The organism is Dyadobacter sp. 22481 (assembly GCF_052044875.1).
GTDB classification, from domain to species: Bacteria; Bacteroidota; Bacteroidia; order Cytophagales; family Spirosomataceae; genus Dyadobacter; species Dyadobacter endophyticus.
In genome coordinates, this window is sequence record NZ_JBQENV010000004.1 from 157,346 (window position 1) to 181,888 (window position 24,543).

Annotated in this window: 20 protein-coding genes and 1 tRNA gene; 2 read left to right on the forward strand and 19 right to left on the reverse strand. The window is 48.2% G+C overall.

Annotation, left to right across the window (positions count from 1 at the left end):
- Positions 1–4 precede the first annotated feature (4 nt).
- From ACTJJJ_RS26695 to smpB, 13 genes are all read right to left on the reverse strand, one after another.
- Positions 5–1,033, reverse strand: coding sequence for a COX15/CtaA family protein (locus ACTJJJ_RS26695; protein ID WP_440703563.1), 1,029 nt, complete (start codon positions 1,031–1,033; stop codon positions 5–7).
- A complete protein-coding gene (locus tag ACTJJJ_RS26700; RefSeq protein WP_188938532.1) occupies positions 1,008–2,891 on the reverse strand; it encodes a cytochrome c oxidase subunit I in 1,884 nt (627 codons plus the stop codon). The genes ACTJJJ_RS26695 and ACTJJJ_RS26700 overlap by 26 nt, the downstream gene beginning before the upstream one ends.
- A gap of 30 nt (positions 2,892–2,921) precedes the next feature.
- Complete coding sequence (locus ACTJJJ_RS26705) at positions 2,922–4,031, reverse strand: cytochrome c oxidase subunit II (protein WP_188938533.1); 1,110 nt, start codon at positions 4,029–4,031, stop codon at positions 2,922–2,924.
- 21 nt (positions 4,032–4,052) lie between these two features.
- Positions 4,053–5,429 carry a quinol:cytochrome C oxidoreductase gene (locus ACTJJJ_RS26710; protein ID WP_188938534.1) on the reverse strand — a complete coding sequence of 459 codons (1,377 nt, stop codon included), beginning with the start codon at positions 5,427–5,429 and terminating at the stop codon, positions 4,053–4,055.
- Positions 5,430–5,463: 34 nt separating this feature from the next.
- The gene (locus tag ACTJJJ_RS26715; RefSeq protein WP_188938535.1) at positions 5,464–6,087 is read right to left on the reverse strand and encodes a c-type cytochrome; all 624 of its coding nucleotides are present in this window, start codon (positions 6,085–6,087) and stop codon (positions 5,464–5,466) included.
- Entirely contained in the window at positions 6,087–6,617 is a 531-nt protein-coding gene (locus ACTJJJ_RS26720) for a DUF3341 domain-containing protein (protein WP_188938536.1), read from the reverse strand. The genes ACTJJJ_RS26715 and ACTJJJ_RS26720 overlap by 1 nt, the downstream gene beginning before the upstream one ends.
- Positions 6,618–6,665: 48 nt before the next feature.
- Entirely contained in the window at positions 6,666–8,099 is a 1,434-nt protein-coding gene (nrfD, locus tag ACTJJJ_RS26725; protein ID WP_440703564.1) for an NrfD/PsrC family molybdoenzyme membrane anchor subunit, read from the reverse strand.
- Between the two features lie 51 nt (positions 8,100–8,150).
- The gene (locus tag ACTJJJ_RS26730) at positions 8,151–11,246 is read right to left on the reverse strand and encodes a TAT-variant-translocated molybdopterin oxidoreductase (protein ID WP_440703565.1); all 3,096 of its coding nucleotides are present in this window, start codon (positions 11,244–11,246) and stop codon (positions 8,151–8,153) included.
- A gap of 45 nt (positions 11,247–11,291) precedes the next feature.
- Positions 11,292–12,566 (reverse strand): c-type cytochrome, encoded by a 1,275-nt coding sequence (locus ACTJJJ_RS26735; RefSeq protein ID WP_440703709.1) that lies wholly within the window; start codon positions 12,564–12,566, stop codon positions 11,292–11,294.
- Positions 12,567–12,860: 294 nt separating this feature from the next.
- A tRNA-Cys gene (locus ACTJJJ_RS26740) sits at positions 12,861–12,931 on the reverse strand.
- Between the two features lie 86 nt (positions 12,932–13,017).
- On the reverse strand, positions 13,018–14,814 hold the full coding sequence (gene rpsA, locus ACTJJJ_RS26745) for a 30S ribosomal protein S1 (RefSeq protein WP_188938539.1): 1,797 nt from the start codon (positions 14,812–14,814) through the stop codon (positions 13,018–13,020).
- Positions 14,815–15,020: 206 nt separating this feature from the next.
- Positions 15,021–15,530, reverse strand: coding sequence for an HNH endonuclease (locus ACTJJJ_RS26750; protein WP_188938540.1), 510 nt, complete (start codon positions 15,528–15,530; stop codon positions 15,021–15,023).
- A gap of 145 nt (positions 15,531–15,675) precedes the next feature.
- Positions 15,676–16,134 carry an SsrA-binding protein SmpB gene (gene smpB / locus ACTJJJ_RS26755; protein ID WP_188938541.1) on the reverse strand — a complete coding sequence of 153 codons (459 nt, stop codon included), beginning with the start codon at positions 16,132–16,134 and terminating at the stop codon, positions 15,676–15,678.
- A gap of 58 nt (positions 16,135–16,192) precedes the next feature.
- Here smpB and ACTJJJ_RS26760 point away from each other — a divergent pair, with 58 nt between their 5' ends.
- The gene (locus tag ACTJJJ_RS26760; protein ID WP_426292268.1) at positions 16,193–16,666 is read left to right on the forward strand and encodes a nuclear transport factor 2 family protein; all 474 of its coding nucleotides are present in this window, start codon (positions 16,193–16,195) and stop codon (positions 16,664–16,666) included.
- A gap of 76 nt (positions 16,667–16,742) precedes the next feature.
- Here the strand turns inward: ACTJJJ_RS26760 and accD are convergent, their stop codons facing one another.
- A complete protein-coding gene (accD, locus tag ACTJJJ_RS26765; RefSeq protein WP_188938543.1) occupies positions 16,743–17,585 on the reverse strand; it encodes an acetyl-CoA carboxylase, carboxyltransferase subunit beta in 843 nt (280 codons plus the stop codon).
- Positions 17,586–17,803: 218 nt separating this feature from the next.
- Between accD and ACTJJJ_RS26770 the strand changes: the two genes are divergently transcribed.
- Positions 17,804–18,346, forward strand: a complete 543-nt coding sequence (locus ACTJJJ_RS26770) for an NADPH-dependent FMN reductase (protein ID WP_188938544.1) — start codon at positions 17,804–17,806, stop codon at positions 18,344–18,346.
- Between the two features lie 35 nt (positions 18,347–18,381).
- Here the strand turns inward: ACTJJJ_RS26770 and ftsZ are convergent, their stop codons facing one another.
- Genes ftsZ through murG form a run of 5 tightly spaced genes read right to left on the reverse strand, consistent with a single transcriptional unit; the run spans position 18,382 to position 24,543 of the window.
- Positions 18,382–19,824 (reverse strand): cell division protein FtsZ, encoded by a 1,443-nt coding sequence (gene ftsZ / locus ACTJJJ_RS26775; RefSeq protein ID WP_188938545.1) that lies wholly within the window; start codon positions 19,822–19,824, stop codon positions 18,382–18,384.
- 35 nt (positions 19,825–19,859) lie between these two features.
- The gene (gene ftsA / locus ACTJJJ_RS26780; protein WP_188938546.1) at positions 19,860–21,206 is read right to left on the reverse strand and encodes a cell division protein FtsA; all 1,347 of its coding nucleotides are present in this window, start codon (positions 21,204–21,206) and stop codon (positions 19,860–19,862) included.
- 15 nt (positions 21,207–21,221) lie between these two features.
- Positions 21,222–21,998, reverse strand: coding sequence for a cell division protein FtsQ/DivIB (locus tag ACTJJJ_RS26785; RefSeq protein ID WP_188938547.1), 777 nt, complete (start codon positions 21,996–21,998; stop codon positions 21,222–21,224).
- Between the two features lie 25 nt (positions 21,999–22,023).
- Positions 22,024–23,427, reverse strand: coding sequence for a UDP-N-acetylmuramate--L-alanine ligase (gene murC / locus ACTJJJ_RS26790; protein ID WP_188938819.1), 1,404 nt, complete (start codon positions 23,425–23,427; stop codon positions 22,024–22,026).
- An 18-nt stretch (positions 23,428–23,445) separates the two neighbouring features.
- The gene (murG, locus tag ACTJJJ_RS26795; protein WP_440703566.1) at positions 23,446–24,543 is read right to left on the reverse strand and encodes an undecaprenyldiphospho-muramoylpentapeptide beta-N-acetylglucosaminyltransferase; all 1,098 of its coding nucleotides are present in this window, start codon (positions 24,541–24,543) and stop codon (positions 23,446–23,448) included.

The window sequence follows — 24,543 nt, forward strand, 5'->3', positions numbered from 1 at the left end:
AATTCTAAAACTGGCTACCAGCCGTCGCGGCCACGCCTTCATATTTTAAATACTTCTTACCATTCACAACCAGCCAGACGATAAACTGCAAGCCGATCAAAAGTATCGCGAATGTCAGGTGAACGGGCTGCGCAAATGCGGGAACCCCGAAATACGCCATGATCACACCTGTTGCGATCTCCGCTATCAATATCCAGAAGCAAGCCCTTGCGATTTTACCCGCTGCTGTGCCCTGGTTACCTGATTTCAAAACTTTGTTGATCCAGATTGCATTCACAATAAAGACCAGAATTGAAAACGACCGGTGTATGTAAAAATTAGCTCCTAATTCATCGATCCACTGTGACCTTGCATCGTAACCGAGCTGCATTATCACTACATCCATTGCCTCACGTACTTGCGTTCCGAGCAGGATCTGGAACAAAGACAGCGCCATGACCACGATCCCGATTCCACTAAGCACTTTCTCGCTACCTTCACGCAATGTGAGCACTTTCCCAACATAACCAGCCCATGTAAACACATAGAGCACGATGAAAATGATCACTATGGCGAGCAGCATGTGTACTGTGACGATCAGCGGGTGCAACTCGAAAGAAACTACTTTCGCACCGAGCCAACCCTGGAAGCCCGTCAACAAAAAAGCCGCGAGGCTCCAAAAGAATATTTGCTTGTTTCCCGATTTCAGAAAAGGAATGGAGGCCAGCAGCATCAAAAAAATAATGATGCCCGTAAGCGCTCCTACAAGCCTGTTTACGTACTCGGTCCAGGTTTTCGTCGCATTAAACTCGACTTCTCCTTTCAGCTTGGCACCGTAAATCTCCTTGTAATTGGCAGGAAGTTGTGATGCTTCGGTAGGAGGAACCCATCTGCCGAAGCATTTAGGCCAGTCGGGGCAGCCCATTCCTGAGCCTGTGCTTCTCACGACGCCGCCTGCTATTACTACCAGGTACAGCGAAATGAGCGTATTTAAAGCGAATCGCCGGAACCGGCGATTCGCTTTAAGATCAATGATGTGTTTTGAACTGGTCATTGAAGTTCTGTGACTCAATCACCTTTTCTGTCGCGATCAACTCATTCTCATGAGGGAAGTTCGATTCAGGTGTTTGAGAATACGGGATGTTCTGAGGGATGAAGTCCTCTTTGGCACCCGGTTTGCTGTAATCATATGACCAACGATATACCGCAGGAATTTCGCCTTCCCAGTTTCCGTGACCCGGAATAATAGGAGCAGTCCATTCGAGCGTGTTTGAACGCCATGGGTTTTGCGGAGCTTTTCTTCCCTTGAAAATGCTGTAAAAGAAGTTCCAGAGGAAAATGAACTGTGCAAGGAAGGTGAATATCGCTGCAACGGAGATAAACATGTTCATATCCATGAACTTATGCGTAAAGTCGTAGCTGGTGAACTGGTAGTAACGGCGAGGGAAGCCCGCGATACCTACGTAGTGCATTGGGATAAACACCAGGTAAATTCCGATGAATGTCATCCAGAAGTGAATCTGACCCAATGTGGTGTTCATCATGCGGCCGAACATTTTAGGGAACCAGTGGTAAACCCCTGCGAACAGACCGAATGCCGACGCAGCCCCCATTACCAGGTGGAAGTGGGCAACTACGAAGTAGGTATCGTGCAATTGAATATCCAATGCGCTGTTACCCAGGATAATACCGGTAAGACCACCTGATACGAACAGAGAAACCAGACCGATCGAGAACAACATACCGGGGGTGAACACGATGTTACCTTTCCAGAGTGTTGTGATGTAGTTAAAACCTTTCACCGCAGAAGGTACCGCGATAATCAGCGTCAGGAACATGAAGACAGATCCCAGGAACGGGTTCATACCTGTTACGAACATGTGGTGCGCCCATACGATAAACGCGAGGAATGCGATACCGAGCATGGAAGCGATCATCGCACGGTAGCCGAAGATCGGCTTGCGTGAGTTTGTTGCGATTACTTCGGATGTAATACCCAAAGCTGGCAAGAGTACGATATATACTTCAGGGTGACCAAGGAACCAGAACAAGTGCTGGAACAGGATCGGGCTACCACCCACGTTTGGCAGCGCTTCACCATTGATATAAATGTCGGAAAGATAGAAACTGGTACCGAAGTGACGGTCGAAGATCAGCAGCAATACAGACGAAAGCAATACAGGGAAAGAGATCAGACCCAATACCGCGGTGATCAGGAATGACCAGATCGTCAGAGGCAGACGGTCGAAAGACATACCTCTAGTACGCAGGTTGATAACAGTAGTAATGTAGTTGATACCACCCAACAGCTGCGAAACGATAAAGAATGCCATACTAGCCAACCACAATGTCATACCCATGCCTGAGCCCGGGTGCGCTTGCGGCAACGCGCTCAATGGGGGGTAAATTACCCAGCCACCGGCAGCAGGTCCTTGTTGCAAGAACAAAGAAGCGAACATGATCACGCTGGCCAGGAAGAAGAACCAGTATGACAGCATGTTCATAAAACCTGACGCCATATCGCGCGCTCCGATTTGAAGTGGGATGAGGAAGTTACTGAAAGTACCACTCAAACCGGCCGTCAATACAAAGAATACCATGATGGTACCGTGCATCGTAACCAAAGCCAGGTAGAAGTTGGGATCCAGCTTTCCAGCGTCGCTGATCCATCCACCCAAAACAGGCTTCAACCAGGACAGGTTAGAATCGGGCAAACCCAGCTGAATACGGAAGATCACCGACATGGTAATCCCGATAATAGCCCACAAAATACCCGTGATCAGATACTGCTTGGCAATTACCTTGTGATCTTCACAAAATATATATTTCTGCCAAAAGCTTTGTGCTTCGTGGTGGTGGTCATGCTCGTCTGCGTGGTGGTGAGCTGTTTCCAATCCTTCAATAGCTGACATATACTTTTATTGTAATTTTAATTAATAGAATTATCGTAGACTAGAACTTGCTCCGGCACCGCCAGCAGAGGTTGCTGAGCTGTCAGCCGCAGGAGTCGCTGCTTCGGCAGGCACATATTTCATGGCCTTTGCTTTCAGGTTCTCAGGAACTTTCGCAAGATACTCTGGGTAAGTCGACAGGAAAGTAGCCTGTTCTGAAACCCATTTCTTGTATGTAGCCTCATCGTCTACGATCAATCTCATTTTCATTGAAAAGTGACCTTGTCCACATACCTCCGTACAAGCAATCTCGTAGTCAAATTTCGGGTTACCGGTTTCGGCACGCATATCAGCGGTTGTTTTGTCCGGTACGAACCAGAATTTGGTCGGCATACCTGGCACTGCATCCATTTTCACACGCATGTGAGGAATGAAAACGCTGTGCAACACGTCGCGGGCACGGATTTTCAATAGCACCGGACGGCCTACAGGGATATGCATTTCAGAAGGGTTGGTAAAGTCATCGAACGAATTTTCATCCGACAAATCGATACCAACTTCGTTTTGTGCATCAATCAATTTATAATTGTAGTCACCTAGTTTGTTATTATCAACACCGCCATAACGCGCGATCCAGTTGAACTGCTTACCGGTAATCTCGATCACCTCCGCATCGCGTGGAGCTTCCGCTGTGATATCCGACCACGCTTTCCAGCCTGTAAATACCAGCAATGCCATTACAATAGCAGGGATGATAGTCCAGACCAATTCAAGCTTATGGTTTTCAGGATAGAATGTAGCTCGGTGTCCTTTTTTGTGTTGGTATTTCCAGGCGAAATAGAATACCAGGAAGTTTACCAGGATGAAAGGGATAGTCAGAATTCCCATCGAGAACCAGAACAGGTCGTCGGTTCTTCTACCGTGGATCGAAGATGCCTCAGGAAGGAAAAACTCACGTGCATGCAGGTATGACCAGGTGATGGAAACAGCGCCCCCAATCAGGATCACGATAAACATGGCACCGTTTACTTTATTACCAGACGTTTCAACCTCCTCAGAACCGGTCTTGTCGATACTCTTCAAAACACCCTGCAACCTGGATATAACCACCCCGGTGAGGACAATAAATACAAGAGCAACTAATGCGATAATAATATACATGATGATTTACTGGTTTTGCAATTAGGCGATATCGTGATGCAGTGACTCCTCCAACATCGGGTGATTTCTCGGGATCAGATTTGCCTTGGTCAATTGATTTGCGATGGTATATGCAAACGCGCAAAGGAAGATCAGGAAGAAGCCCCACTCCAATGGACCGATCGAAGCTTCCGCACCGACTGTTCCAGGCATAATGTTGGTGTAGAAATCGAACCAGTGTCCGACGATTACACTCCAGCAAGCTACTTTCAGGATCGAATGCGTGAACTTCGCATCACGGGTCATCAGGATGAGGAACGGGAAGAAGAAGTTCAGGAACAATGTAATGAAGAAAGGCGCTTTGTAGAATCCACCGTGTCCACGGAAACGCTCGATGAAATAGATCGTTTCTTCCGGAAGGTTAGCGTAGTAGATCAGAAGGAATTGTGCGAACCAGACATATGTCCAGAAAATACTGAATGCAAATACAAATTTACCAAGGTCGCGCAAGTGGCTTGAATTAACCGCTCTCAGGTAACCTCTTTCACGAAGCAATACGATGGTCAGGGTAATTACCGCCAGACCGGCAACGTGCCAGCTAGCCAAAGTATACCAACCGAACATGGTGCTGAACCAGTGCGTGTCGATTGACATCACAAAATCCCAGGCAGAGGTAGACGAAGTAACACCGAATACCACAAGAAATGCAGTGCCAAGGCGGATTGATTTTTCATAGAACTCAGTTCCGCCGATCTCATCTTCTTGTAATGACAGGTTGCGAAGCTTTTTCCACATCAGGTACCAAACTACGAAATAGATAACAAGGCGTCCCACGAAGAAAGGCGTATTCAAATATCCCTGCTTACCGGCTATAATCTTGTCATACTCCGCGCCGCCTACTTCAAACAGCCCCTTGTGTGTCCAGTGAAACAAATCATGTCCACCCAAAAGGAAAGTAATCAGAAGCACTGCACCTGTAAAAGGAAGAAATGCGGGAAGCGCCTCAGGTACTCTTTTGAATACCGCAGACCAACCGGCTTGCGCCAGGTAGTTATAAGAAAGGAAGAACATCCCCACAACGGACATCCCGGTAAAATATACACCATTTACCCAAAGGTTGGCCCAAATGCGTGCCACCCAGCTCTTGGCATGGTGACCGCCCTCAGCCGCAGCGCCGTGTGCGTCTGCGCCATGTGTTGCAGCTGCCGCTCCGTGCTCAGCCGCCGCATGGCCTGCCGCCGCAGCATGTTCTGCTCCATGTGCAGCCACTTCATGACCACCACCGCCATTGGCTGCGAGGTATGCTCCTAATAGTACAAGAGCCAGTCCTACACCGCCACCAATGAGCAAACTTCTCTTAGCTCCCGATGTAAATTCAAACCGTTCTTCAATAGAAGGAATCGAATGTGCTGATGCCATTATTTAAATTATTTCTCTGTTTTCAAAATTGTACTTAAGCCCCTTTCTGCAATTTCTGTACGTAGTGTACGATCTTCCAGCGTTCTTCCGGATTGATCTGCGATCCGTGAGGCCACATGCGCGCTTTCCCGTGTGTGATCACGTGGAAAATATGTCCCTCATTCAGGTTCTTATAAGCGTCGCTTGCGTAGTTGGGAACACCTTTGTACATCGCTCCCACTTTTCCGTCACCGGCGCCGGTTGCACCGTGGCAGTGCTGGCAATATCTGTCGTACAATACCTTTCCTTCTGCCAAAGTCTTCTCGTTCAGAGGAACCGGGTTTTTAAGTACTCTTTCCGCAATCTCAATGCTATCGGCGGGAATGTTGTATACCATCAGATCGACAACGGCTGAATCAGAGTTACCGAATTGCGTATGATAGTTACGTCTTGCAACGGTACCAGCCACCGGCAGACGCATGGTTAATCCCTGCGGGTTGATGGGGTTGGCTTTTTCCTGCTTGTATGGTTCATAACCTACGGGCAGGTACATGTTTGGTGCATATTCCTTTCCGGGATTGTTAGGATCCTTTTTACAACCAGCGGCAGCAGTAAGCAATACGGCAGCAACCAATAGATATTTATATAAATCTTTAAATTTCATTGCTTTAAACTCCATTAGAATTGCTTAATGTTGACTTCTTCTGCGCCGCTGTCTTTCAACGCTCTCGATATCTCCTCTTCGCTCATCGAGTTTCTGCTCACCTCGATCGCCATGATGAACTTGTTGTCTGTAGCCCGTACATCAAACCTTGGATGGAAATGGGTACCGGGTCCGAGTCCATTTGAAATCAAGAAGGTAATCACCATACCGAATGCAGTAAAAAGTACTGTTCCTTCGAATGTAATGGGGATATAGTTAGGAATCGAGATAGGATCTTTACCACCGATGATCATCGGCCAGTCATATCCCATTGTCCAAATCATTAACGTCAGCACGCAGCAGCATCCTGTCACGCCAAACATAAAGGCAGCGATACCGATACGCGTTCTTGGGTGCCCCAGTGCTTCGTCCAACCCGTGGATAGGAAATGGAGAATATACTTCTTTAATTTTCACACCGGCCTTTCTCAACTTGGGAACCGCGTGAAGAACAGTATCGTCATCGTCGTAAACTCCGACCAAATATTTACCAGATAATTCTGCCATACTATTACTTAATTATAATCTCTATAATTCGCTTTTACGCAATGCTTTTTATTCCTGATCCTTATTGTAAGCGGGTTCGGCAGCTCCGCGCTGTCTTACTTTTGCAACTCCGGCGATCTTAGCAGGCAGCTGCGCAGAAGTTGAACGCAATACCGCTTTTACTTCCGCCATGTTTACTACCGGCAGGTATTTCGAGAACAGGAGGAACAATGTGAAGAACAAACCGAAGGAGAAAATGTAGTCCCCGATATCGTATCTCGTTGGCGAGAACATCGACCAGCTTGAAGGAATGTAGTCGCGGTGCAGTGAGGTTACAATAATTACGAAACGCTCGAACCACATACCAATATTTACCACAACAGAAATGAAGAATGTAAACGTGATGCTGCGACGCAGTTTTCTTGACCAGAAAAGCTGCGGAGAGATTACGTTACAGGTCATCATCGCCCAGTATGCCCACCAGTAAGGGCCGGTCATACGGTTGAAGAACGCGTAGTATTCGTATTCAACCCCACCGTACCATGCGATAAAGAATTCAGTAATATAGGCCACACCTACTACCGAACCGGTCAGCGTGATTACCTTGTTCATCGTCTCGATGTGTTCGAGGGTGATGTAGTCTTCAAGTTTATAAACTACACGCGTGATAAGCATCAGGTTTTGTACCATCGCAAATCCGGAGAAGATCGCACCTGCAACGAAGTACGGAGGGAAGATGGTCGTGTGCCATCCCGGAATCACCGAGGTAGCAAAGTCCATACTTACAATGGTGTGTACCGAAAGTACGAGTGGTGTAGAAAGACCCGCAAGGATCAGAGAGATGTATTCGTAACGAGCCCAGGTTTTCGCTGAACCGTCCCAACCCATTGCAAATGTGCCGTACATGAATTTCGAAACTTTGCTGGTTGCGCGGTCGCGGATGGTAGCAAGGTCGGGAATGAGACCGATGTACCAGAAAACCAGTGAAACCGAGAAGTAAGTACTGATCGCAAATACGTCCCAAACGAGCGGTGAGTTGAAGTTAACCCACAATGAACCGAACGCGTTTGGCAATGGAAGAGCCCAGTAAGCCATCCAGGGACGACCCATGTGCATCAAAATAAAAGAAGCAGCACAAATTACGGCGAAGATCGTCATCGCTTCCGCTGCACGGTTGATGGAAGTTCTCCATTTCTGGCGGAAGAGCAAGAGGATCGCGGAGATCAGCGTTCCCGCGTGACCGATACCCACCCACCATACAAAGTTGGTGATGTCCCAGGCCCAACCTACTGTTTTATTCAAACCCCAAACTCCGAGGCCTTCCCACCAGGTCCAAGCAAGACACACAGATCCGTATGCCAGTACGATGAGCGAAAGGCCGAAAGCAATTTTCCATTCTTTCGTTGGAGCTGCCTCCACGTGCCGGCATATGTCTTCCGTTACGTCCGCGTACGTTTTCCCACCTTGAATCAGCGGTTCTCTTACAGGTGAAGTAACATGCATACTACTATTTATTTATAATGATTGGATCGTCAATAATTCTAAACTCTGATATTAAGCGTGCTCTTTCTCAACCTTCTCCGCTTTGGCGGCAGCATCCTTGTTCCGGATTTTGGTGAGGTAAGAAATCTGCGGACGAACGTTGATTTCTTCCAGCATGTGGAATGCACGTCCTTCTCTTTCGACTTCAAGCAGTTTCGAAATTCTGCTTTCCGGATCGTTCATATCGCCAAAAGTAATCGCGTCTGTCGGGCATGAAGATGCACAAGCCACATTTACTTCACCGTCAACAATGCGTCTTCTTTCCTTCTTCGCAGTCAGTTTTGCTTCCTGGATTCTGTGAACGCACATCGAGCATTTCTCGATAACCCCTCTTGAACGTACTGTTACATCAGGGTTAATGACCATTTTACCAAGGTCATTGTTGAATGCATAATCGAAGTTGTCGTTATCAAAATATTTGAACCAGTTGAAGCGACGTACTTTATAAGGGCAGTTGTTTGCACAATACCTTGTACCTACGCAACGGTTATAAGCCATTTGGTTCAAGCCTTCCGAGCTATGGGTCGTTGCCAATACAGGACATACCGTTTCGCAAGGAGCATTGTTACAGTGCTGGCAAAGCATTGGCTGGAACGTTACCTCAGGGTTTTCAGAAGCAATTTCCAATCCACGCAAATCTTCTACATCTGCATCGCTGCTGTAATAGCGGTCAATACGCAGCCAGTGCATTTCACGGGCATTGATGATTTCCTGACGACCTACAACTGGGATATTGTTCTCGTTCTGGCAGCTGATCACGCAAGACCCGCAACCGAAGCATGTGTTCAGGTCGATCACCATACCCCACGAGTGGTTCTTGTATTTGTGGCCGTTCCAGAGCGACAAGTCTGTTGCATCAACCTCGCCTTCGGAAGTCTGGATTTTCGGAACAAAGCGTCCCGCCATCGGATCCTTCTGGAAGTGAGCCAATACTGTCTCTTGCAGAACCGACTTCCGGTTCATTACTGTGCTGTGCGTCTGAGTTTGAGCGATTTCGCGCGTCTCGCCTGTTTTCGAAACAGTTACCTCGCCTGGTGTGAAGTTCAGGAAGCCGTCGGTGAATGTGGCAAACGGGAATACGTTCTTACCAACACCATTGGCAGATTTACCCGCTTTCTCACGTCCGAAACCAATTGCTACTGCTACTGTTCCTTGCGCAAGGCCAGGCTGAATGATCACCGGCAATTCAACCGATTTACCTTTCACATCTACTTTCACGACGTCACCCTGCGCAAGGCCGAGTTCAGTGGCAGTTTTTTGTGAAAGACCTGCGTGGTTATCCCAGCAAGCTTTTGTGATCGGATCGGGGTTTTCCTGCAACCATGGGTTGTTTGCAGCGAAGCCGGTACCCAAACCTACGTTTTCGAAAATCGCCAGTTCAAGTCCTGATGACGATGCTTTGTATCTCTTTGCAATCGCAGCGGCAGCGGTAGGAAGGTTTCCGGCGAATGTTGCGCCAGCACCCGTGGAGGCCGAAGCCACATCCAACACACCGTCGTGCAGCGATTTAATCCAGAATTTCTCGAAGTCACCACCTCCGGCTTGCGGATAGATGTTTTTTCTCCAATAGGCTTTTACATATTCATGGTAGTCAGCCGAAGCTCCTACCCATTTCAAAAGCGATGATTGTGCCTGACGAGTACTGAAAATCAAGCTGATCGCCGGCTGCATCAAGCTATATGATCCTGCAACGGGTTCCGCATCACCCCATGATTCGAGGTAGTGGGGTGCAGGAAGGATGTATTTCAAAAGTGAAGATGTTTCATCTGCACGGTCGTTAAACGATACGCTCAATGAAACCTGTGGCAATGCGCCCGCCAGCTCAGCACCACGTGGGTGGTCGTAAACCGGATTGGCACCCCACAAAATCAATGCAGAAACTTTACCGCCTTTAACCTCGTCGATCAACTGGTTGGTAGCGATATCGTTACCCTGGCGATAGTTTACAGGTTTATCCAGATTGATAGTCGAACCGTAGCTTCCCAGCAGGCTGTTCAGCGCGTTCACTATTACTTGCACCGAAGGATCGTTGATGCCCGATACAACCAATGCCTGTCCTTTTGCCGCAACAAGTTCAGCTGCTGCTTTGTCCAATTCAGGAATGCTCAATGCAGGCGTGGCAATAGAAGCGCCGCCCAGTTTCGCTGCTACTTTGTTGTAAAGCGCCGCTGCTACCAGACCGATCTGTGAAGGTTTTACCGCAGTACGGTAATCCGCATTGGCGCCAGTCAGTGAAAGGGTCGATTCGAACTGATACAGGCGGGACATTTCCTTTTTACCCTCTTTATCACTGCTTACACGACGTGTTTCGGCAAACTGTTTCGAGAATGTATCAGGGGCAAGCCATGTTCCCAGGAAGTCGCCGTCGATGCCTACGATTACTTTCGCTTTGCTGAAATCGTAAGACGGGATAACCGCTTTGCCGAATGACAACTCATTACCTTTTACAATTGCGTAAGAGGAGTTGGCATCGTATACGACATGGGTTGTGGTTGGATATTTTGCAGTAAAATCTGCAATAACCGCCTTGGTCGACGGGCTCAATATCGTGGAAGTAAGGATACGGATGGCTCCGCCCTTTGCTGCGATCTGTCCAAGCTGATCAGCGATCTCCTTGTCGACAGTTTCCCAGCTTACTTTTGTATCTTCTCCTTTCTTAGGGCCTTTCAGTTTTTCGTTATCGTACAAGCCGAGCAACGAAGCGTGCGCCCGTGAGCTCACACCGTAAGATACTTTTGAAAGGGAATTGCTTTCTATTTTAATTGGTCGGCCCTCGCGGGTTTTGACCAGGATACTCGCGTAATCTCCACCTTCTGCGTAAGTGGATGCATACCAGTTAGATATAGTAGGAAATTCGCCTTCCGGCTTATTAACGTAAGGGATGGCTTTCTTGACCGGTGCTTCGCAGGCAGCGAGGGATACAGCCGCCATTCCAAAGCCCAAAACTTTAAGGAAATCACGGCGATGGGTACCTACGCCATCCACCAGGCTTTCATACTGACTTTCGGTCGGTGCGCTTGGGAACTCTGAACTTGCATCTTTTACAAACTTCTCATCATTCCTCAGCTCTTCAAGTCCCCGCCAGTATCTTTTATTAGTATTTTCCATAAAACTATTCAATACAATGAGTTGTATCCGGTATTAATTTCTTGATTAGTAGTGGCACTTAGAACATTCCAGACCACCAATATCCGCTACTTTCAAAGCCTCTTTACTTTCAGAAGCGTGCAACTGTACCAGCTTATCGTAGTACTGATTGTCTTTGGTATTTACCTCAGTTTTACGGTGACAATCAATACACCATCCCATCGTCAGTGACGAACGTTGCTGTATTACTTCCATTTTCTCCACCTCGCCGTGGCAGTTCTGGCATTCCAGGCCACCTACGTTTACGTGTTGTGCGTGGTTGAAGTAAGCCAGGTCGGGCAAGTTGTGAACGCGCACCCATTCGATAGGCTGGTTGTTCTCGATAGAAGTATAAATCTTTTGAATTTCAGGAGATTCTTTCTTGATAACACCGTGGCAGTTCATACAGATGTTAGCAGAAGGGATGTGCGCCGACTTACCGCGGTTAACGCCGGTGTGGCAATAGTTACAGTCGATTTTATATTCGCCTGCGTGCAGTTTGTGAGAGAAAGAGATAGGCTGCTTAGGAGCGTATCCCTGCTGAACGCCCACATTAAACGCTCCGTCCAAAGTCGACTTCAAAACGAGCAGGACGAATATCCAGAGTGTCGCAGAACGGATAGCCGGATCGACCGTGATTCTTTTCAGCAAACCCCCGAAACCTTCACCGGCAGGAGCCTCGGTTTCAGCTGATCCGCCTTTAACGGCTTTGGACAGAAGCGATACGATAACCAGCAAAACGCCGAGTACCAGTACCATTACTACGACCAATGCAACTAATACGATCACGAACAGATCGGAAGGCGCGCCGCCTTTGGCATCACCGGCAGCAGCCGCAGCACCGCCAGCAGCTGCACCACCCGCAGCAGCGGCAGGAGCAGCAGACGCCTGATCCACATAAGCGAAGATCGCTTTGATATCATCGTCCGAAAGATTCGGGAAGCTCGTCATCTGAGCTTTCGAATATTCGTTGTAAATTTTGACAGCGTAAGCATCGCCTGATGCGATCACCGCTGAAGAGTTGCGTACCCATTTCGAGAGCCAAGCAAAATCGTGACGGGAACTTGCGCCTTTCAGACCCGGGCCAACCACACGTTCGTCAGTCGGAGCGTGGCATTGGGCGCAGTTATTTTTGAAGATCGACTCACCTTTTGCAGCATCTCCACCACCGGCAGGTGCCGCGGCGGCAGTAGCAGTGCTATCCTGCGCAGATACTAAAGTAGGTACGCTTAAAAAGATAGCTAAGAGGATAGCTACAAAGGTTTTTGAGTAATTAAAGAAGGAACAAAACTTAGCGTCCATTCGGAATGGTATATTCATAATCAACTATTCATTATTCTTCAACAGACAAAACTAGCTCACGATTTTTTATCCACAAAAGTATTTAAGGGATATTTTACCCCACCATCTTATTTATAATTTGTCTAATTTGCATCCCTAATTTAACCCGGGTTACAAAAATTCTACGCGCTGATTTTCAATCAACTAGCAAAAAAAATACCATTTGGAGCTCTTTCAAAAAGCTTAATCCAAATGGTATTTTTCAGGCATTTTATTGTGTGCAAAATCTGGGGAAAATGACCACAATTCAAGGGGAGGTTCCGAGCGGATTCGAACCGCTGTACGAGGTTTTGCAGACCTCTGCCTAGCCACTCGGCCACGGAACCATTTTTAAAGATTAGCTGCCGGCGCAAGGCTGACAGCTAATCCGGGTGCAAAAGTATTAAAAAATTCTTCCGCACCACAACTTATTTTACTTTTTTCCTTTCTTCTCGCTCTCTTCGAACTGCTCTTTCAAAGCAGACAGAACGCTAAGGTCTCCAAAAGTTGATTTCTCAGCTTCTTTGCTCACGGATTCAGTAGCAGGAGCTTTTGCAGCTTTCGGCTCTTTTCTTTCCTCAGCAGGAACACCTTTCACTTTAGAGTGAGTCAAAACGATTTTCTTCTCGTCTTTCAGGAATTCAAGAACAGTGAAGTCAAGGCTCTCACCTACCTCAGCAAATGTTCCGTCTTCTTTCGCAAGGTTTTTGATAGAAGCAACACCTTCGATTCCGTAAGGAAGTTCGAGTGTAGCGAACTTGTCACCTTTCGCAACGATGGTAGATTTGTGTACTGAACCTACTTCGAAAATGCTCTCGAAAGTATCCCATGGGTTTTCTTCAAGCTGCTTGTGGCCCAGAGCCAGACGACGGTTGTCCGCGTCCAGTTCAAGTACAACTACTTCCAGCTCGTCGTTTACTTTCACGAAGTCGGAAGGATGCTTGATTTTCTTAGTCCATGAAAGGTCAGAAACGTGTACCAGACCGTCAATGCCTTCTTCGAGTTCGATGAACAGACCGAAGTTGGTCAGGTTACGAACTACTCCTTTGTGGCGGGTACCGATCGCATATTTCTCTTTCAATGAACCTTGAGTCCAAGGATCTTCGGTCAATTGTTTGATGCCCAAAGACATTTTGCGCTCCTGACGGTCAAGCGTCAATACAACCGCGCTGATCTCGTCGTTCACATTCATGAACTCCTGTGGATTGCGCAGGTGCTGAGACCATGACATTTCAGAAACGTGGATCAGACCTTCTACACCTGGTTTGATTTCAAGGAAAGCGCCGTAGTCAGCAACATTAACGATGCGACCTGTAACTTTCGATCCAACCTGGATTTCGTCTGCCAGAGAATCCCATGGGTGCGACTGGAGTTGTTTCAAACCAAGAGAAATACGTTTTTTCTCTTCGTCGAAGTCCAGAACAACCACGTTCAGTTTCTGATCCAGTGACAACAGGTCAGATGGGTGGTTGATACGGCCCCATGAAATATCAGTAATGTGCAACAGACCGTCAACACCACCAAGGTCGATGAACACACCGAAGTTGGTCATGTTTTTGATCACGCCTTCCAGTACCTGACCTTTTTCAAGGTTGTTCAGGATCTGCTGACGTTGTGCTTCGAGGTCTTTCTCGATCAGGATTTTGTGAGATACTACTACGTTATCGTTAGCGTAGTTGATTTTCACAACTTTTACTTCCATACGCTTTCCGACGAATACGTCGAAGTCGCGGATTGGTTTCACATCGATCTGTGAACCCGGCAAGAATGCTTCAATGCCGAAAATATCAACGATAAGACCACCTTTGGTTCTTCTCTTAACATTTGCATCGATAACAACATCCTCATCGAATGATTTCTGGATGTTATCCCATGCAGTGATAACTTTCGCTTTTTTGCGTGAAAGTACCAGCTGACCTTGTGCGTCTTCCTGGTTCTCTACGTAAACTTCCACTTCGTCGCCGATTTTCAAACCTGGCAGGTCGCGGAATTCATTGGATGAAACGATACCATCAGATTTGAAACCGATGTTAAGAATCACCTCGCGGTCTGTAATACCTACTACAACACCTTTAACTACTTCTTTTTCCGAAACCGGAGAAAGGGTAGTTTCATACATTTGTTCCAGACGGGTACGGTCAGCAGATGAATAAGCAGTTCCGAAACCCTTGTCTGATGCTTTATCCCAATCGAATTCGGGAAGCGGTTGATTTTGTTTTTCCTTAGACATAAATAGGAATAATGGCTCTTGGATACATCAGCCGCCGAGCTAAACGGCTGAAAATTAGTTCAACAAGTATTTTTGAAAAATTAGGACGCAAAATTACGCGATTCCAGATTAAATTCCGAAGGGTTGGATAATTTAATTTGGAAACTGGGCGAAGGTGCACCATTCAGGCGCTTAAAAGTCTGCTCGTCAGCCGGATGAAGGGGATTTCAGCAATGCCGCTCTTTCGATCCGAGGTAGGGCAGCCACTCTACATCAGCCATGCCCGAAAAGTCCCGGATGAACATTAAAAAAGAAGGCCGGAACGGTCGCTGCTTTAAGGGCATGTCAACCTCTTCCGGCGTATGGTCTCCTTTGCGGGAGTTGCATCTTTTACATGCGGTGGCCAAATTGTCCCAGGTGGTTTTCCCTCCCCTGCTTTTCGGCATCACGTGGTCCAGTGTCAGATTATCGTGGGTTCCGCAATACTGGCACCTGTTGCCGTCCCGCTTGAAGAGGTTTTGTCTGGTCATGACTACGCCCCTGTATGGTATGTGTATGTAGCGATGGAGGCGTATGACGACTGGCATGGGATACCTGTCGTTGACAGTCCTGAGATGTTCCTGTTGAGATTCGGCGAGCATTTCCGCTTTCTTCATATAAACCAGCAAAAATGCCTTCGGAACCGTGCAAACACTTAGTGCGCTATAATCTTGATTCAGAACCAGTACTTTACCCATGAGCCCTGTGGTAGTTAATTCCCACAATATAAGAATTTTTCACCAGAAAAAGACGATCCGGTATTTTCCAATATTGTTGTAAAAATCTATCCGAAAGTGCCCATTATCACCTCATTAGCACTTTTCACACTCGCCGGGGCGCGTATTAATAACCAGCCCGATCGTTCTCCCGCTTCACGTCGCGCTCCTTGATGCTGTCGCGCTTGTCATAAAGCTTCTTGCCTTTCGCTAATGCAATATGCAACTTCGCTAAGCCACGCTCACTGGTGAACAATCGTACTGGCACAATAGTAAGCCCCTGGTCTTTCAATCCTTCTGTCAATTTCCTCCGCTCCCGCTTGGTAATCAACAGCTTGCGGTCGCGCATGGGTTCGTGATTGTAATGCGTACCTTCTGTGTAAGGTGAAATGTGAAGGCTGCGAATGAACAACTCTCCATCCATAAAAAAACAGTAAGCATCCTGAAAATTGACCTTACCCTGCCGGATCGATTTGATTTCGGTGCCCGTGAGCACCATACCGGTCGTGAACTCTTCCAGAAAGAAATACTCGAACGAGGCCCGTCTGTTCCTTATATCTACTTTTTTGACTATTTTTTCCGACATATCGACTCCCAAAATTTACAAAGGGGCTCAAAATTAAGTTTTTGTTAAAACTATACCAATGAAACGTATTAGCCATTTCCTAACACTTGCATTACTCGCAAACACACTTTCGTATGCAGCAAACGCCGCCACACGCCCATCGGACGAAACCGATGCCCGCCAGGTGGTTGATAAACTGTTCGACGGAATGCGAAACGGCGACTCTACCGCCGTACGCAGCGTGTTTACCAAACAATGCACATTAACCTCCATTTCCAAAAATGCCGCCGATTCCACCGTCGCGCACAAAGGTACCGTGGACAGCTTCGTAAAGGCCGTCGGTACACCGCACAAGGATAAATGGGACGAACGCATTTACGAGGTCAAAGTCTCCATCGACGGGCCAATGGCCGTCGTTTGGGCACCCTACAAGTTTTATCTGGGCGATAAGTTTTCGCATTGCGGCGTCAACGTCTTTAATCTGATCAAAACAAACACCGGCTGGAAGATCAACGATATTACCGACACGCGCCGGAAAGATGCCTGTCCCTGATCAAATGAATCGAACACCATAATAGCAAAGCGGCCCGCCAGATAACCTGACGGGCCGCTTTACTAAATAATAGTACCTATTTGAGCATATTCAGCAGGCTTGTCAATTTATCTTTCAAATCCTTACGGTCGACAATAAAGTCAAGGAACCCATGTTCCAGCACGAATTCGGCACTTTGAAAACCTTTTGGCAGGTCTTTGCCGATCGTCTCACGAATAACCCGAGGGCCCGCGAAACCGATCAATGCCTCCGGCTCCGAAATGTTGAAGTCGCCGAGCATTGCATAAGAAGCCGTAACACCTCCGGTTGTAGGGTCGGTTAGCAATGAAATATAAGGCACCTTGGCTTCCGACAATTGCGCCAGGCGTGCCGAGGTCTTGGCCATCTGCATCAGCGAAAATCCCGCCTCCATCATCCGGGCTCCTCCCGACTTCGAAATCATCAGGAACGGGATCTTCTTTTCGAGGGCATAAGAAATCGCACGGGCGATTTTCTCCCCTACCACCGAGCCCATCGAACCGCCGATGAAGCTGAAATCCATACATGCGATCACCAGGTCCAATCCATTCATTTTACCATGACCTGTGCGTACCGCATCTTTCAGCCCGGTCTTCTTCATGGTCGACTTGATCCGGTCGGGATAAGCCTTCGTATCTACGAAGCCCAGCGGGTCGCCGGATATGAGGTTGGCATCGAGCTCGATAAACTCGTTGTCATCGAAAAGCAGGTTGAAATACACATCGGACCCCACTTTCTCGTGGTAGTTACAATGCGGACAGGTAAAAGCATTCTGCTTGTGTTCCCTGGTAGGAGTGATTTTTTTGCAATTGGGGCACTGATACCACAAACCGTCCGGCGCTTCGCGCTTCATTTCAGTCGGTGTATTGATACCTTTCTCTTTCCGAATAAACCAGGACATATTTTATGTGGGTTGATTTATGTATAATAATCTGAAAATCAGATAATTATTTCAATTTCATGTTGAATAATGGGCTCAAATATAACAATAATTGTTGTGTATCATGAAAACCGGCCTGGTAACGTGTCGGTTTGACGGTTAGTTTTGCCACTGGTAACGGCATCGAAAGAACAATTTCAAACTTTATTTGTTACCAGTTACAGAACATTAACCGGCACATGACTCCATCCACATCTCCTATCGTGATCATCGTTGGCACTAACCGGCCCAACTCGATGTCCAGGAAAATAGCGGAATATTATCAGGGAATCCTTCAACAACTGCACGCGCCCAGTATTATTCTTGATCTGGTGAACCTGCCCGATGATTTTACGGTCTCGGCATTGTATGCGAACAGCGGTAAGAATGAAGCATTTAACAACCTGAAATCATTGCTGGAACAAACCGACAAGTTCGTATTCATCGTGCCCGAGTACAACGGTTCATACCCTGGCGTGCTGAAAGCATTTATCGACGGACTGCCCTACCCCAACAGTTTCTCCAATAAAAAAGCCGCATTGGTAGGATTATCTTCCAATATGCAAGGCGCGGCCATCGCATTGAGCCATTTGAACGACGTTTTCAGCTACCTGGGCATGAATACGCTCGCGTTACGCGTGAAGCTTGCGCAGATACGCTCGCATTACAGCGATAATGTCATTTCAAATGCATTGTATAAGGAACTGCTTGAAATACAAGCCGGGCAGCTTATTCATTTCTAGGACATTAAAAAAGGGAGCTCTTCGCTCCCTTTTTACTATTTCAGCCAGTGTTGTTCCATTTCATGTGCCGGAATGGCGGGGCGCTTCCAAAGCTCAACCCTGCTCCGGCGAAAAGCCGGACCTTCCAGATCAGCGAATTTCACAAGCCCATCGCGGAATGATTTGATCATCATTTCCATTTTCAGGGCATCTTCGTCCGTCCAGTCGTTCGTCGGCTCGACTTCCGTCAGCGAAATATTGATCGGCTCGAAGCCGTGCGTTACCCTTTCATCTTCCAGAACGAGGTCGATCGAACCCGTCGGCGTATTTTCTTCCAGTTCTCCGGTCAATACCAGTTCCTCTTCATCCACAGCCACCGGTTCGGGAATTTCTTCTTTCGGCTCTTCCACAATCACGGGGGCTTGCAGAGGCTGTCCTTTGACGCCTTTGAGCTGAATACCGGGGATCGGCGATTCGATACTGTCAAAACCAGCCGCCACTACGGTAACCCGGAGCTTATCGCCCAACGAATCGTCGGTGATCGTACCCAGTTTGAACATCCGTGCTTCGCCGCCCACTTGTGAAAGCACATATTGCCAGATCTCGCGCTGCTCCCGCATAGTAGCCTCTTTCTTCTTGCTGGTAGCGAGCGTTACGAGGATCCTTTTCGCGCCGCGGATATCGCGGTCGTTCAATAGCGGCGAATCGAGCGCTTCCTTGATCGCATTCTGCGCGCGATCGGCGCCGGTGGACTCCGACGTTCCCATTACCGACTGTCCGGCACCTTTCAACACTTTCTCCACATCTTTGAAGTCGGTGTTGATGTTACCATTGGTGGTAATGATCTCGGAAATACTTTTCACCGCATTGAGCAAAATACCGTCCGCTTCCGCGAAGGCCTGCGTCAATGTCATGTCCTCGTACAGTTCTTCGAGCTTGTCGTTCAAAACGACGAGAACAGTATCGCTATATTCTTTCAGCTGCTCAATACCTTCGAGCGCCTGCTCTTTCTTGTCAAGTCCTTCCCAGGTGTAAGGTGCTGTTACGACAGCCACCGTCAGTTTGCCCATTTCTTTGGCAAGCTGCGCAATCACCGGCGCGGCCCCCGTTCCTGTTCCACCGCCCATACCGGCCGTGATAAAGACCATTTGTGTAGAGCCTCCCAGAAGCCCTTTTATTTCTTCGATCGTTTCCAAAGCCGCTTCCTTTCCTTTCGAAGCATCGGTACCGGCTCCCAGGCCTTGTGTCAAAGTTGCCCCCAATTGGATTTTCACGGGTACAGGGCTGTTGGCAAGCGCTTGTCTGTCTGTGTTACAAACCGCAAACTCCACGTCCTTGATTTTTTTCTCAAACATGTAGTTCACAGCATTGCTACCTCCCCCGCCGACACCAATTACCTTGATGATAGCCGGCTCGCCGTGGCCTTCTCCGTTTGGGTCTTTGATGATTTCGTTCACTATATAGTCCTGGTCTAATGCGTGCAACAAGCTATTGTTCATATTCTTTCCGGGGTTGAGTATGCGTGATATGGCTGTTAATAGTCTCCGAGACTATCGTCTTTCTTTCCTATAATACCGGTAATATTATCCCAAAACGTTCCGTTTCGTTTCTGCGCTTCTTTTACCTCTTTCACTGGTTCCTTCTGCACCACATTGCCTGTATTGAATGCCGATGCAGGCCTGCAAACGGATTTTATCCGCGAATCGACCGATTTCAGACCTGCCCACGCAAGCCCGATGGCGGTATTGAAAGCGGCATTGCTTACCGCGTCGGCTTTGGCAGTCCGTTCCAGGTTCTCAGGGTAGCCTACGCGTACCGACATGTCGGTGATTCTTTCAAACAAAGCCTCTATCTCCGGAATGTTTGCGGAGCCGCCGGTGAGGACAAGCCCGCCGATCAGCCTGTCGGCGTAACCCGATTTAATGATCTCCGCATACACCATCGCCGCAATTTCTTTCAATCGCTCTTCGATGATCAATGCTACATTCTTTTTCAAAACCGGTTTGGGCTGGCGGCCGGCCAGGTAATTAATCAGAATTTCTACATTCAAAGGCACGTCAGCCGAAACTGCCACGCCGTATTCCTTTTTCAAATGTTCCGCATTCTCGAACTGAATACCGCATCCTACTTCGAGATCGGCAGTAATGTGCCGCCCGCCAATCGGGAATGACGCGATATGGCGCACAATGCGGTCGTGATAGATGATCACGTCCGTGGTATGGTCGCCGATATCCACCATGGCGATGCCCGCTTTTATTTCATTATCGGTCAATACGGCCAGGCTGGTTGCCAGCGGAGCAAGCACCAGTTTATCGCATTTCAGCGCCTGGTCGGCTTCGGCGAGGCTTTTCTTGGTACGCAACACCGACTGGCTGTTGGCAGAAATCACGAGGAAATTCCCCCCGAGCTTAATGCCCGTGCGGCCTACCGGCTCACGCACGCCTGTCGAGTTATCCACCGTAAAGTCCATCGGCAATACATGCAGTACATCGAAGTTCGGCTCAATTTTCGCGCGGTACATATCGTCGACCAGTTGGTCGACATCCCGTTGGGTTACTTCTTCGCCCGATGATGCGGAAGGCCTGATCACCCCGTCGCTCTGCGGACTCACTTTTACGTGCGTACCGCCAAAGCTTACATTTACAACTCCAATATCAAGATCCGACCGGGACGACGCTTCCGCGAGTGCCTCTTTGATCGCGCTGCCAACCTGTTTAATGTTTTCAACGGAGCCATTTACTACTGCTCCTGCCGGCACAGGGACTTCGCTGAAGCCCAAAATCTCGATATTGTTGCGACGCGTCGCTGAACCTTGCGCAGCGACCACGGTTATTTTCGTACTTCCAATATCTACCCCAACTACAATCTTATCGTGTGCCATGCTGATGGTGAATTATTATTCACAAACTATTTGATCCTGAAACTTAACACTAATTCTTTTATACCTGCCCCAATCTTTGCTGAGCACCTTATCGTAAAAGATGCGCAACTTTTTGAATTTGGACTCGAAATCCTCCGCCATACCCAGTTCGATCCGTTGGTCGCCCAGTAATGTCCGAAGGTCTACCTCACCATCCTTATCCACATTCATTTGCGTAACCTGTGCTTTCCAGAACGGGTCGGTGTTCAGAAAACGCAATAACTCCAAAACCTGAGCGCCCTTTTCGGACCTCAGCTTTTGAGGGTTCTGGAAATACGCCCCTGAAACCAGTAACGTTCTTGCTGAATAACTTTCTGATAGAGGAAAAAAAACGCCCTCGTGGTTGATATAGTATCCCGATGTGTTCCGCATTTCCCCATTATCCGAAGTGTTAATCCAGCGCGCAAGCGGTTTCTCCTGCTCAACTTCGACTACTATATTGCCCCTGAGGTCACGAAAAACCTGACATTTCTTAATAAGCTTGTTACGGTTGACGCGGTTTTCCAGATCGTGCAGGGCCACATCGCTGAGCCTGCTCCCGATCAGCGGATCGCCGCCGTTCTCCGTCAGCAGCATTTGCACATCCATTTGGTTCAGAAATCGTGTACCTGAATCGCCCTGGATAGATATTACGAGATTTGTACAACGCTGTTGACCGAGCTTGCTTTCCGCCATACCGATGCCGGCAATTGGCAAAATAAGCCACAAACTACGTTTCAACAAAAGCCATGAATAGTCAAATTTACGTAACATCTTAGTAATATTAAAAATGCTTTGACTAATTATTCGCAACTGGATTTTGCAGCAAATCGCGGATCGGTCCTACCAAAGTATCGATATCCCCGGCTCCGATCGTGACCACAATATCCGTATTTAATTCCTTTAAAAGTTGTAAAACTTCTTCTTTTGCAACCAGTTGTTTATCCGGCGAGGTCACTTTGCCAAGGATCATTTCAGAATTGACGCCTTCGATCGGCAACTCGCGCGCGGGGTAAATGTCCAGCAGCAAAAGGCGGTCGGCGAGTGATAAACTTTCCGAGAAGCCCTCCGCAAAGTCGCGCGTGCGGGTGAACAGGTGCGGCTGGAATATCGCCGTTACATGCCGACCCGGATACAAACCCTTTACAGATGACAGGAATGCCTCTATTTCCGTAGGATGGTGTGCGTAATCGTCGATATACACATTGCCTTCTTCCTCAACCTGGTATTCAAAGCGGCGCTTCACTCCTCCGTAACTTTCCAGCGCTTCTTTGATCTTCGCTGGTTCAATACCAATATATAATGCCACTGCACTCGCCGCAATCGAGTTTTCGATATTGTGATAGCCCGGGATTTTCATCGCAATACCTTCAATCACGCCACCGGGATAGATCAGGTCGAATACGAAGCGGGCGTTCTCGATATGGATATTCGCTGCGTGGTAGGGACCGCTATTTAATGAATAGGTAAATACTTTCGCCTTGCTGCTGTCCGCGATTTCCAACCCTTCGCGCATAAACAATGCACCATGCTCGTCGATCTGACTCACATAATCCCGGAAGGACTCGAGGACTGCTTCGTGCTTACCATAAATATCAAGGTGGTCGGCGTCGGTGGACGTTACGATCGCGATTTCGGGGAACAATGTCAGGAACGACCGGTCGAACTCATCCGCTTCGACCACACAAAAGACCTCTTCCAGTTTGTCGGTAGGCTCATTGAGGAGCAGGTTGGTACCGTAGTTTTGGGTAATACCTCCCAAAAACGCCGTGCTGTTCACATGCGCGTGACGCAGGATGTGCGCTACGAGCGAGGACGTGGTCGTTTTCCCGTGCGTACCAGCAACACCGATCGTTCTCAGGTTTTGGGTTAAAATGCCTAAAACCTGTGAGCGTTTCAGGATCAGAAAATTTTCGTCCCGGAAATAATGCATTTGCTTGTGCTGCACCGGGACGGCCGGCGTGTAAATAACGAGCGTTTGCTGCGGATCGGCAGTAAATGCCGCCGGAATGGTCGAAATGTCATCTTCAAGCGTTACAGGAATACCTTCTTCTATCAGCTTACCGACGAGTGTGGTCATGGTCTTGTCATAACCAGCCACTTCAAACCCATTGGCTTTAAACCAGCGGGCAAGCGCACTCATTCCGATTCCGCCTATTCCTACAAAATAGATATACTTCCAGTTTGTCACAGAGGATGACATCATATTCAAATCTTGGGGTTATTGGATCAAATTAAAAACTTCCGCAGCAATATCGTCGGCCGCGCTGGGACGAGCCAGTTTGTTGATATTCGTTTGCAATTCGCGCTGACGCGTTACATCGTCCAGCAGGGCCAATGCTTGGTCGACCAGCCTTTCGCGCGCTTCCGCGTCTTTCACCAGAATCGCGGCATTGCTGTCGACAAGGTTCATTGCATTCTTGGTTTGATGGTCTTCCGAGGCATATGGAAACGGAACCAGAATCGCCGGTTTTGCAGCCAGGCACAGCTCCGAAACCGACAATGCGCCTGCTCGTGACACCACCACGTCGGCCACGGCATAGGCCAGATCCATTGTATATATAAAGTCAAATGCCTTCACGCGGTCGGTTCCGAGCTTTTCAATGGCAGCTTTGGCTTTATCAACATCGTTTTTTCCGGTCTGCCACAGTACCTGATAACCGGCATCTACCAGCTTGCCCACCCCGTCAGCAATACTTTCATTGATCGACCGCGCGCCAAGGCTTCCACCCATGACGAATAGCGTCTTCAAACCCTCGCGCAACTCGAATTGTTCCAGAGCCGCGCTTCGTTTCAAATGCACGTAAGTAATGTCGCTGCGTACCGGATTACCGAGCATAGTGATCTTCTCTTTCGGGAAAAAGGCCTCCATACCGGGATAAGCAACGCATATTTTAGCTGCTCTTTTGGCGAGGAACTTGTTCGTAATGCCCGCATAGGAATTTTGTTCCTGGATTAAAGTCGGGATACCGGCCATCGACGCCATCATGAGCAGCGGCCCGCTCGCAAAGCCTCCCACACCCACAGCTACGTCGGGCCTGAAGTCCTTGATCACCTCTTTTGCCTTCATCAGGCTACGGAACATCTTGAACGGAAGGGTCAGGTTTTCCAGTGAAAGACTTCTTTTAATGCCCGCGATGGGAAGTCCTACGATTTTATAACCCGCACGAGGGACCTTTTCCATTTCCATTTTACCCAATGCACCCACAAACAGGATTTCCGTGTCCGGCTCCCGGTGCTGCAATGCATTGGCAATAGCGATAGCCGGGTAAATATGCCCGCCGGTGCCTCCTCCGCTGATAATGATTCTTTTTGCCAT

Coding starts and splice junctions, on each gene's coding strand:
- ACTJJJ_RS26715 (WP_188938535.1), bottom strand. CDS start 6,087: ATGGAGTTTAAAGCAATGAAATTTAAAGATTTATATAAATATCTATTG.
- murC (WP_188938819.1), bottom strand. CDS start 23,427: ATGTCATCCTCTGTGACAAACTGGAAGTATATCTATTTTGTAGGAATA.
- ftsA (WP_188938546.1), bottom strand. CDS start 21,206: ATGGCACACGATAAGATTGTAGTTGGGGTAGATATTGGAAGTACGAAA.
- ACTJJJ_RS26735 (WP_440703709.1), bottom strand. CDS start 12,566: ATGGACGCTAAGTTTTGTTCCTTCTTTAATTACTCAAAAACCTTTGTA.
- ACTJJJ_RS26785 (WP_188938547.1), bottom strand. CDS start 21,998: ATGTTACGTAAATTTGACTATTCATGGCTTTTGTTGAAACGTAGTTTG.
- ACTJJJ_RS26720 (WP_188938536.1), bottom strand. CDS start 6,617: ATGGCAGAATTATCTGGTAAATATTTGGTCGGAGTTTACGACGATGAC.
- ACTJJJ_RS26730 (WP_440703565.1), bottom strand. CDS start 11,246: ATGGAAAATACTAATAAAAGATACTGGCGGGGACTTGAAGAGCTGAGG.
- ACTJJJ_RS26700 (WP_188938532.1), bottom strand. CDS start 2,891: ATGTCAGCTATTGAAGGATTGGAAACAGCTCACCACCACGCAGACGAG.
- murG (WP_440703566.1), bottom strand. CDS start 24,543: ATGGCAAAAAGAATCATTATCAGCGGAGGAGGCACCGGCGGGCATATT.
- ACTJJJ_RS26760 (WP_426292268.1), top strand. CDS start 16,193: ATGAAACGTATTAGCCATTTCCTAACACTTGCATTACTCGCAAACACA.
- nrfD (WP_440703564.1), bottom strand. CDS start 8,099: ATGCATGTTACTTCACCTGTAAGAGAACCGCTGATTCAAGGTGGGAAA.
- ftsZ (WP_188938545.1), bottom strand. CDS start 19,824: ATGAACAATAGCTTGTTGCACGCATTAGACCAGGACTATATAGTGAAC.
- ACTJJJ_RS26770 (WP_188938544.1), top strand. CDS start 17,804: ATGACTCCATCCACATCTCCTATCGTGATCATCGTTGGCACTAACCGG.
- ACTJJJ_RS26710 (WP_188938534.1), bottom strand. CDS start 5,429: ATGGCATCAGCACATTCGATTCCTTCTATTGAAGAACGGTTTGAATTT.
- ACTJJJ_RS26750 (WP_188938540.1), bottom strand. CDS start 15,530: ATGGGTAAAGTACTGGTTCTGAATCAAGATTATAGCGCACTAAGTGTT.
- rpsA (WP_188938539.1), bottom strand. CDS start 14,814: ATGTCTAAGGAAAAACAAAATCAACCGCTTCCCGAATTCGATTGGGAT.
- ACTJJJ_RS26705 (WP_188938533.1), bottom strand. CDS start 4,031: ATGTATATTATTATCGCATTAGTTGCTCTTGTATTTATTGTCCTCACC.
- ACTJJJ_RS26695 (WP_440703563.1), bottom strand. CDS start 1,033: ATGACCAGTTCAAAACACATCATTGATCTTAAAGCGAATCGCCGGTTC.
- smpB (WP_188938541.1), bottom strand. CDS start 16,134: ATGTCGGAAAAAATAGTCAAAAAAGTAGATATAAGGAACAGACGGGCC.
- accD (WP_188938543.1), bottom strand. CDS start 17,585: ATGTCCTGGTTTATTCGGAAAGAGAAAGGTATCAATACACCGACTGAA.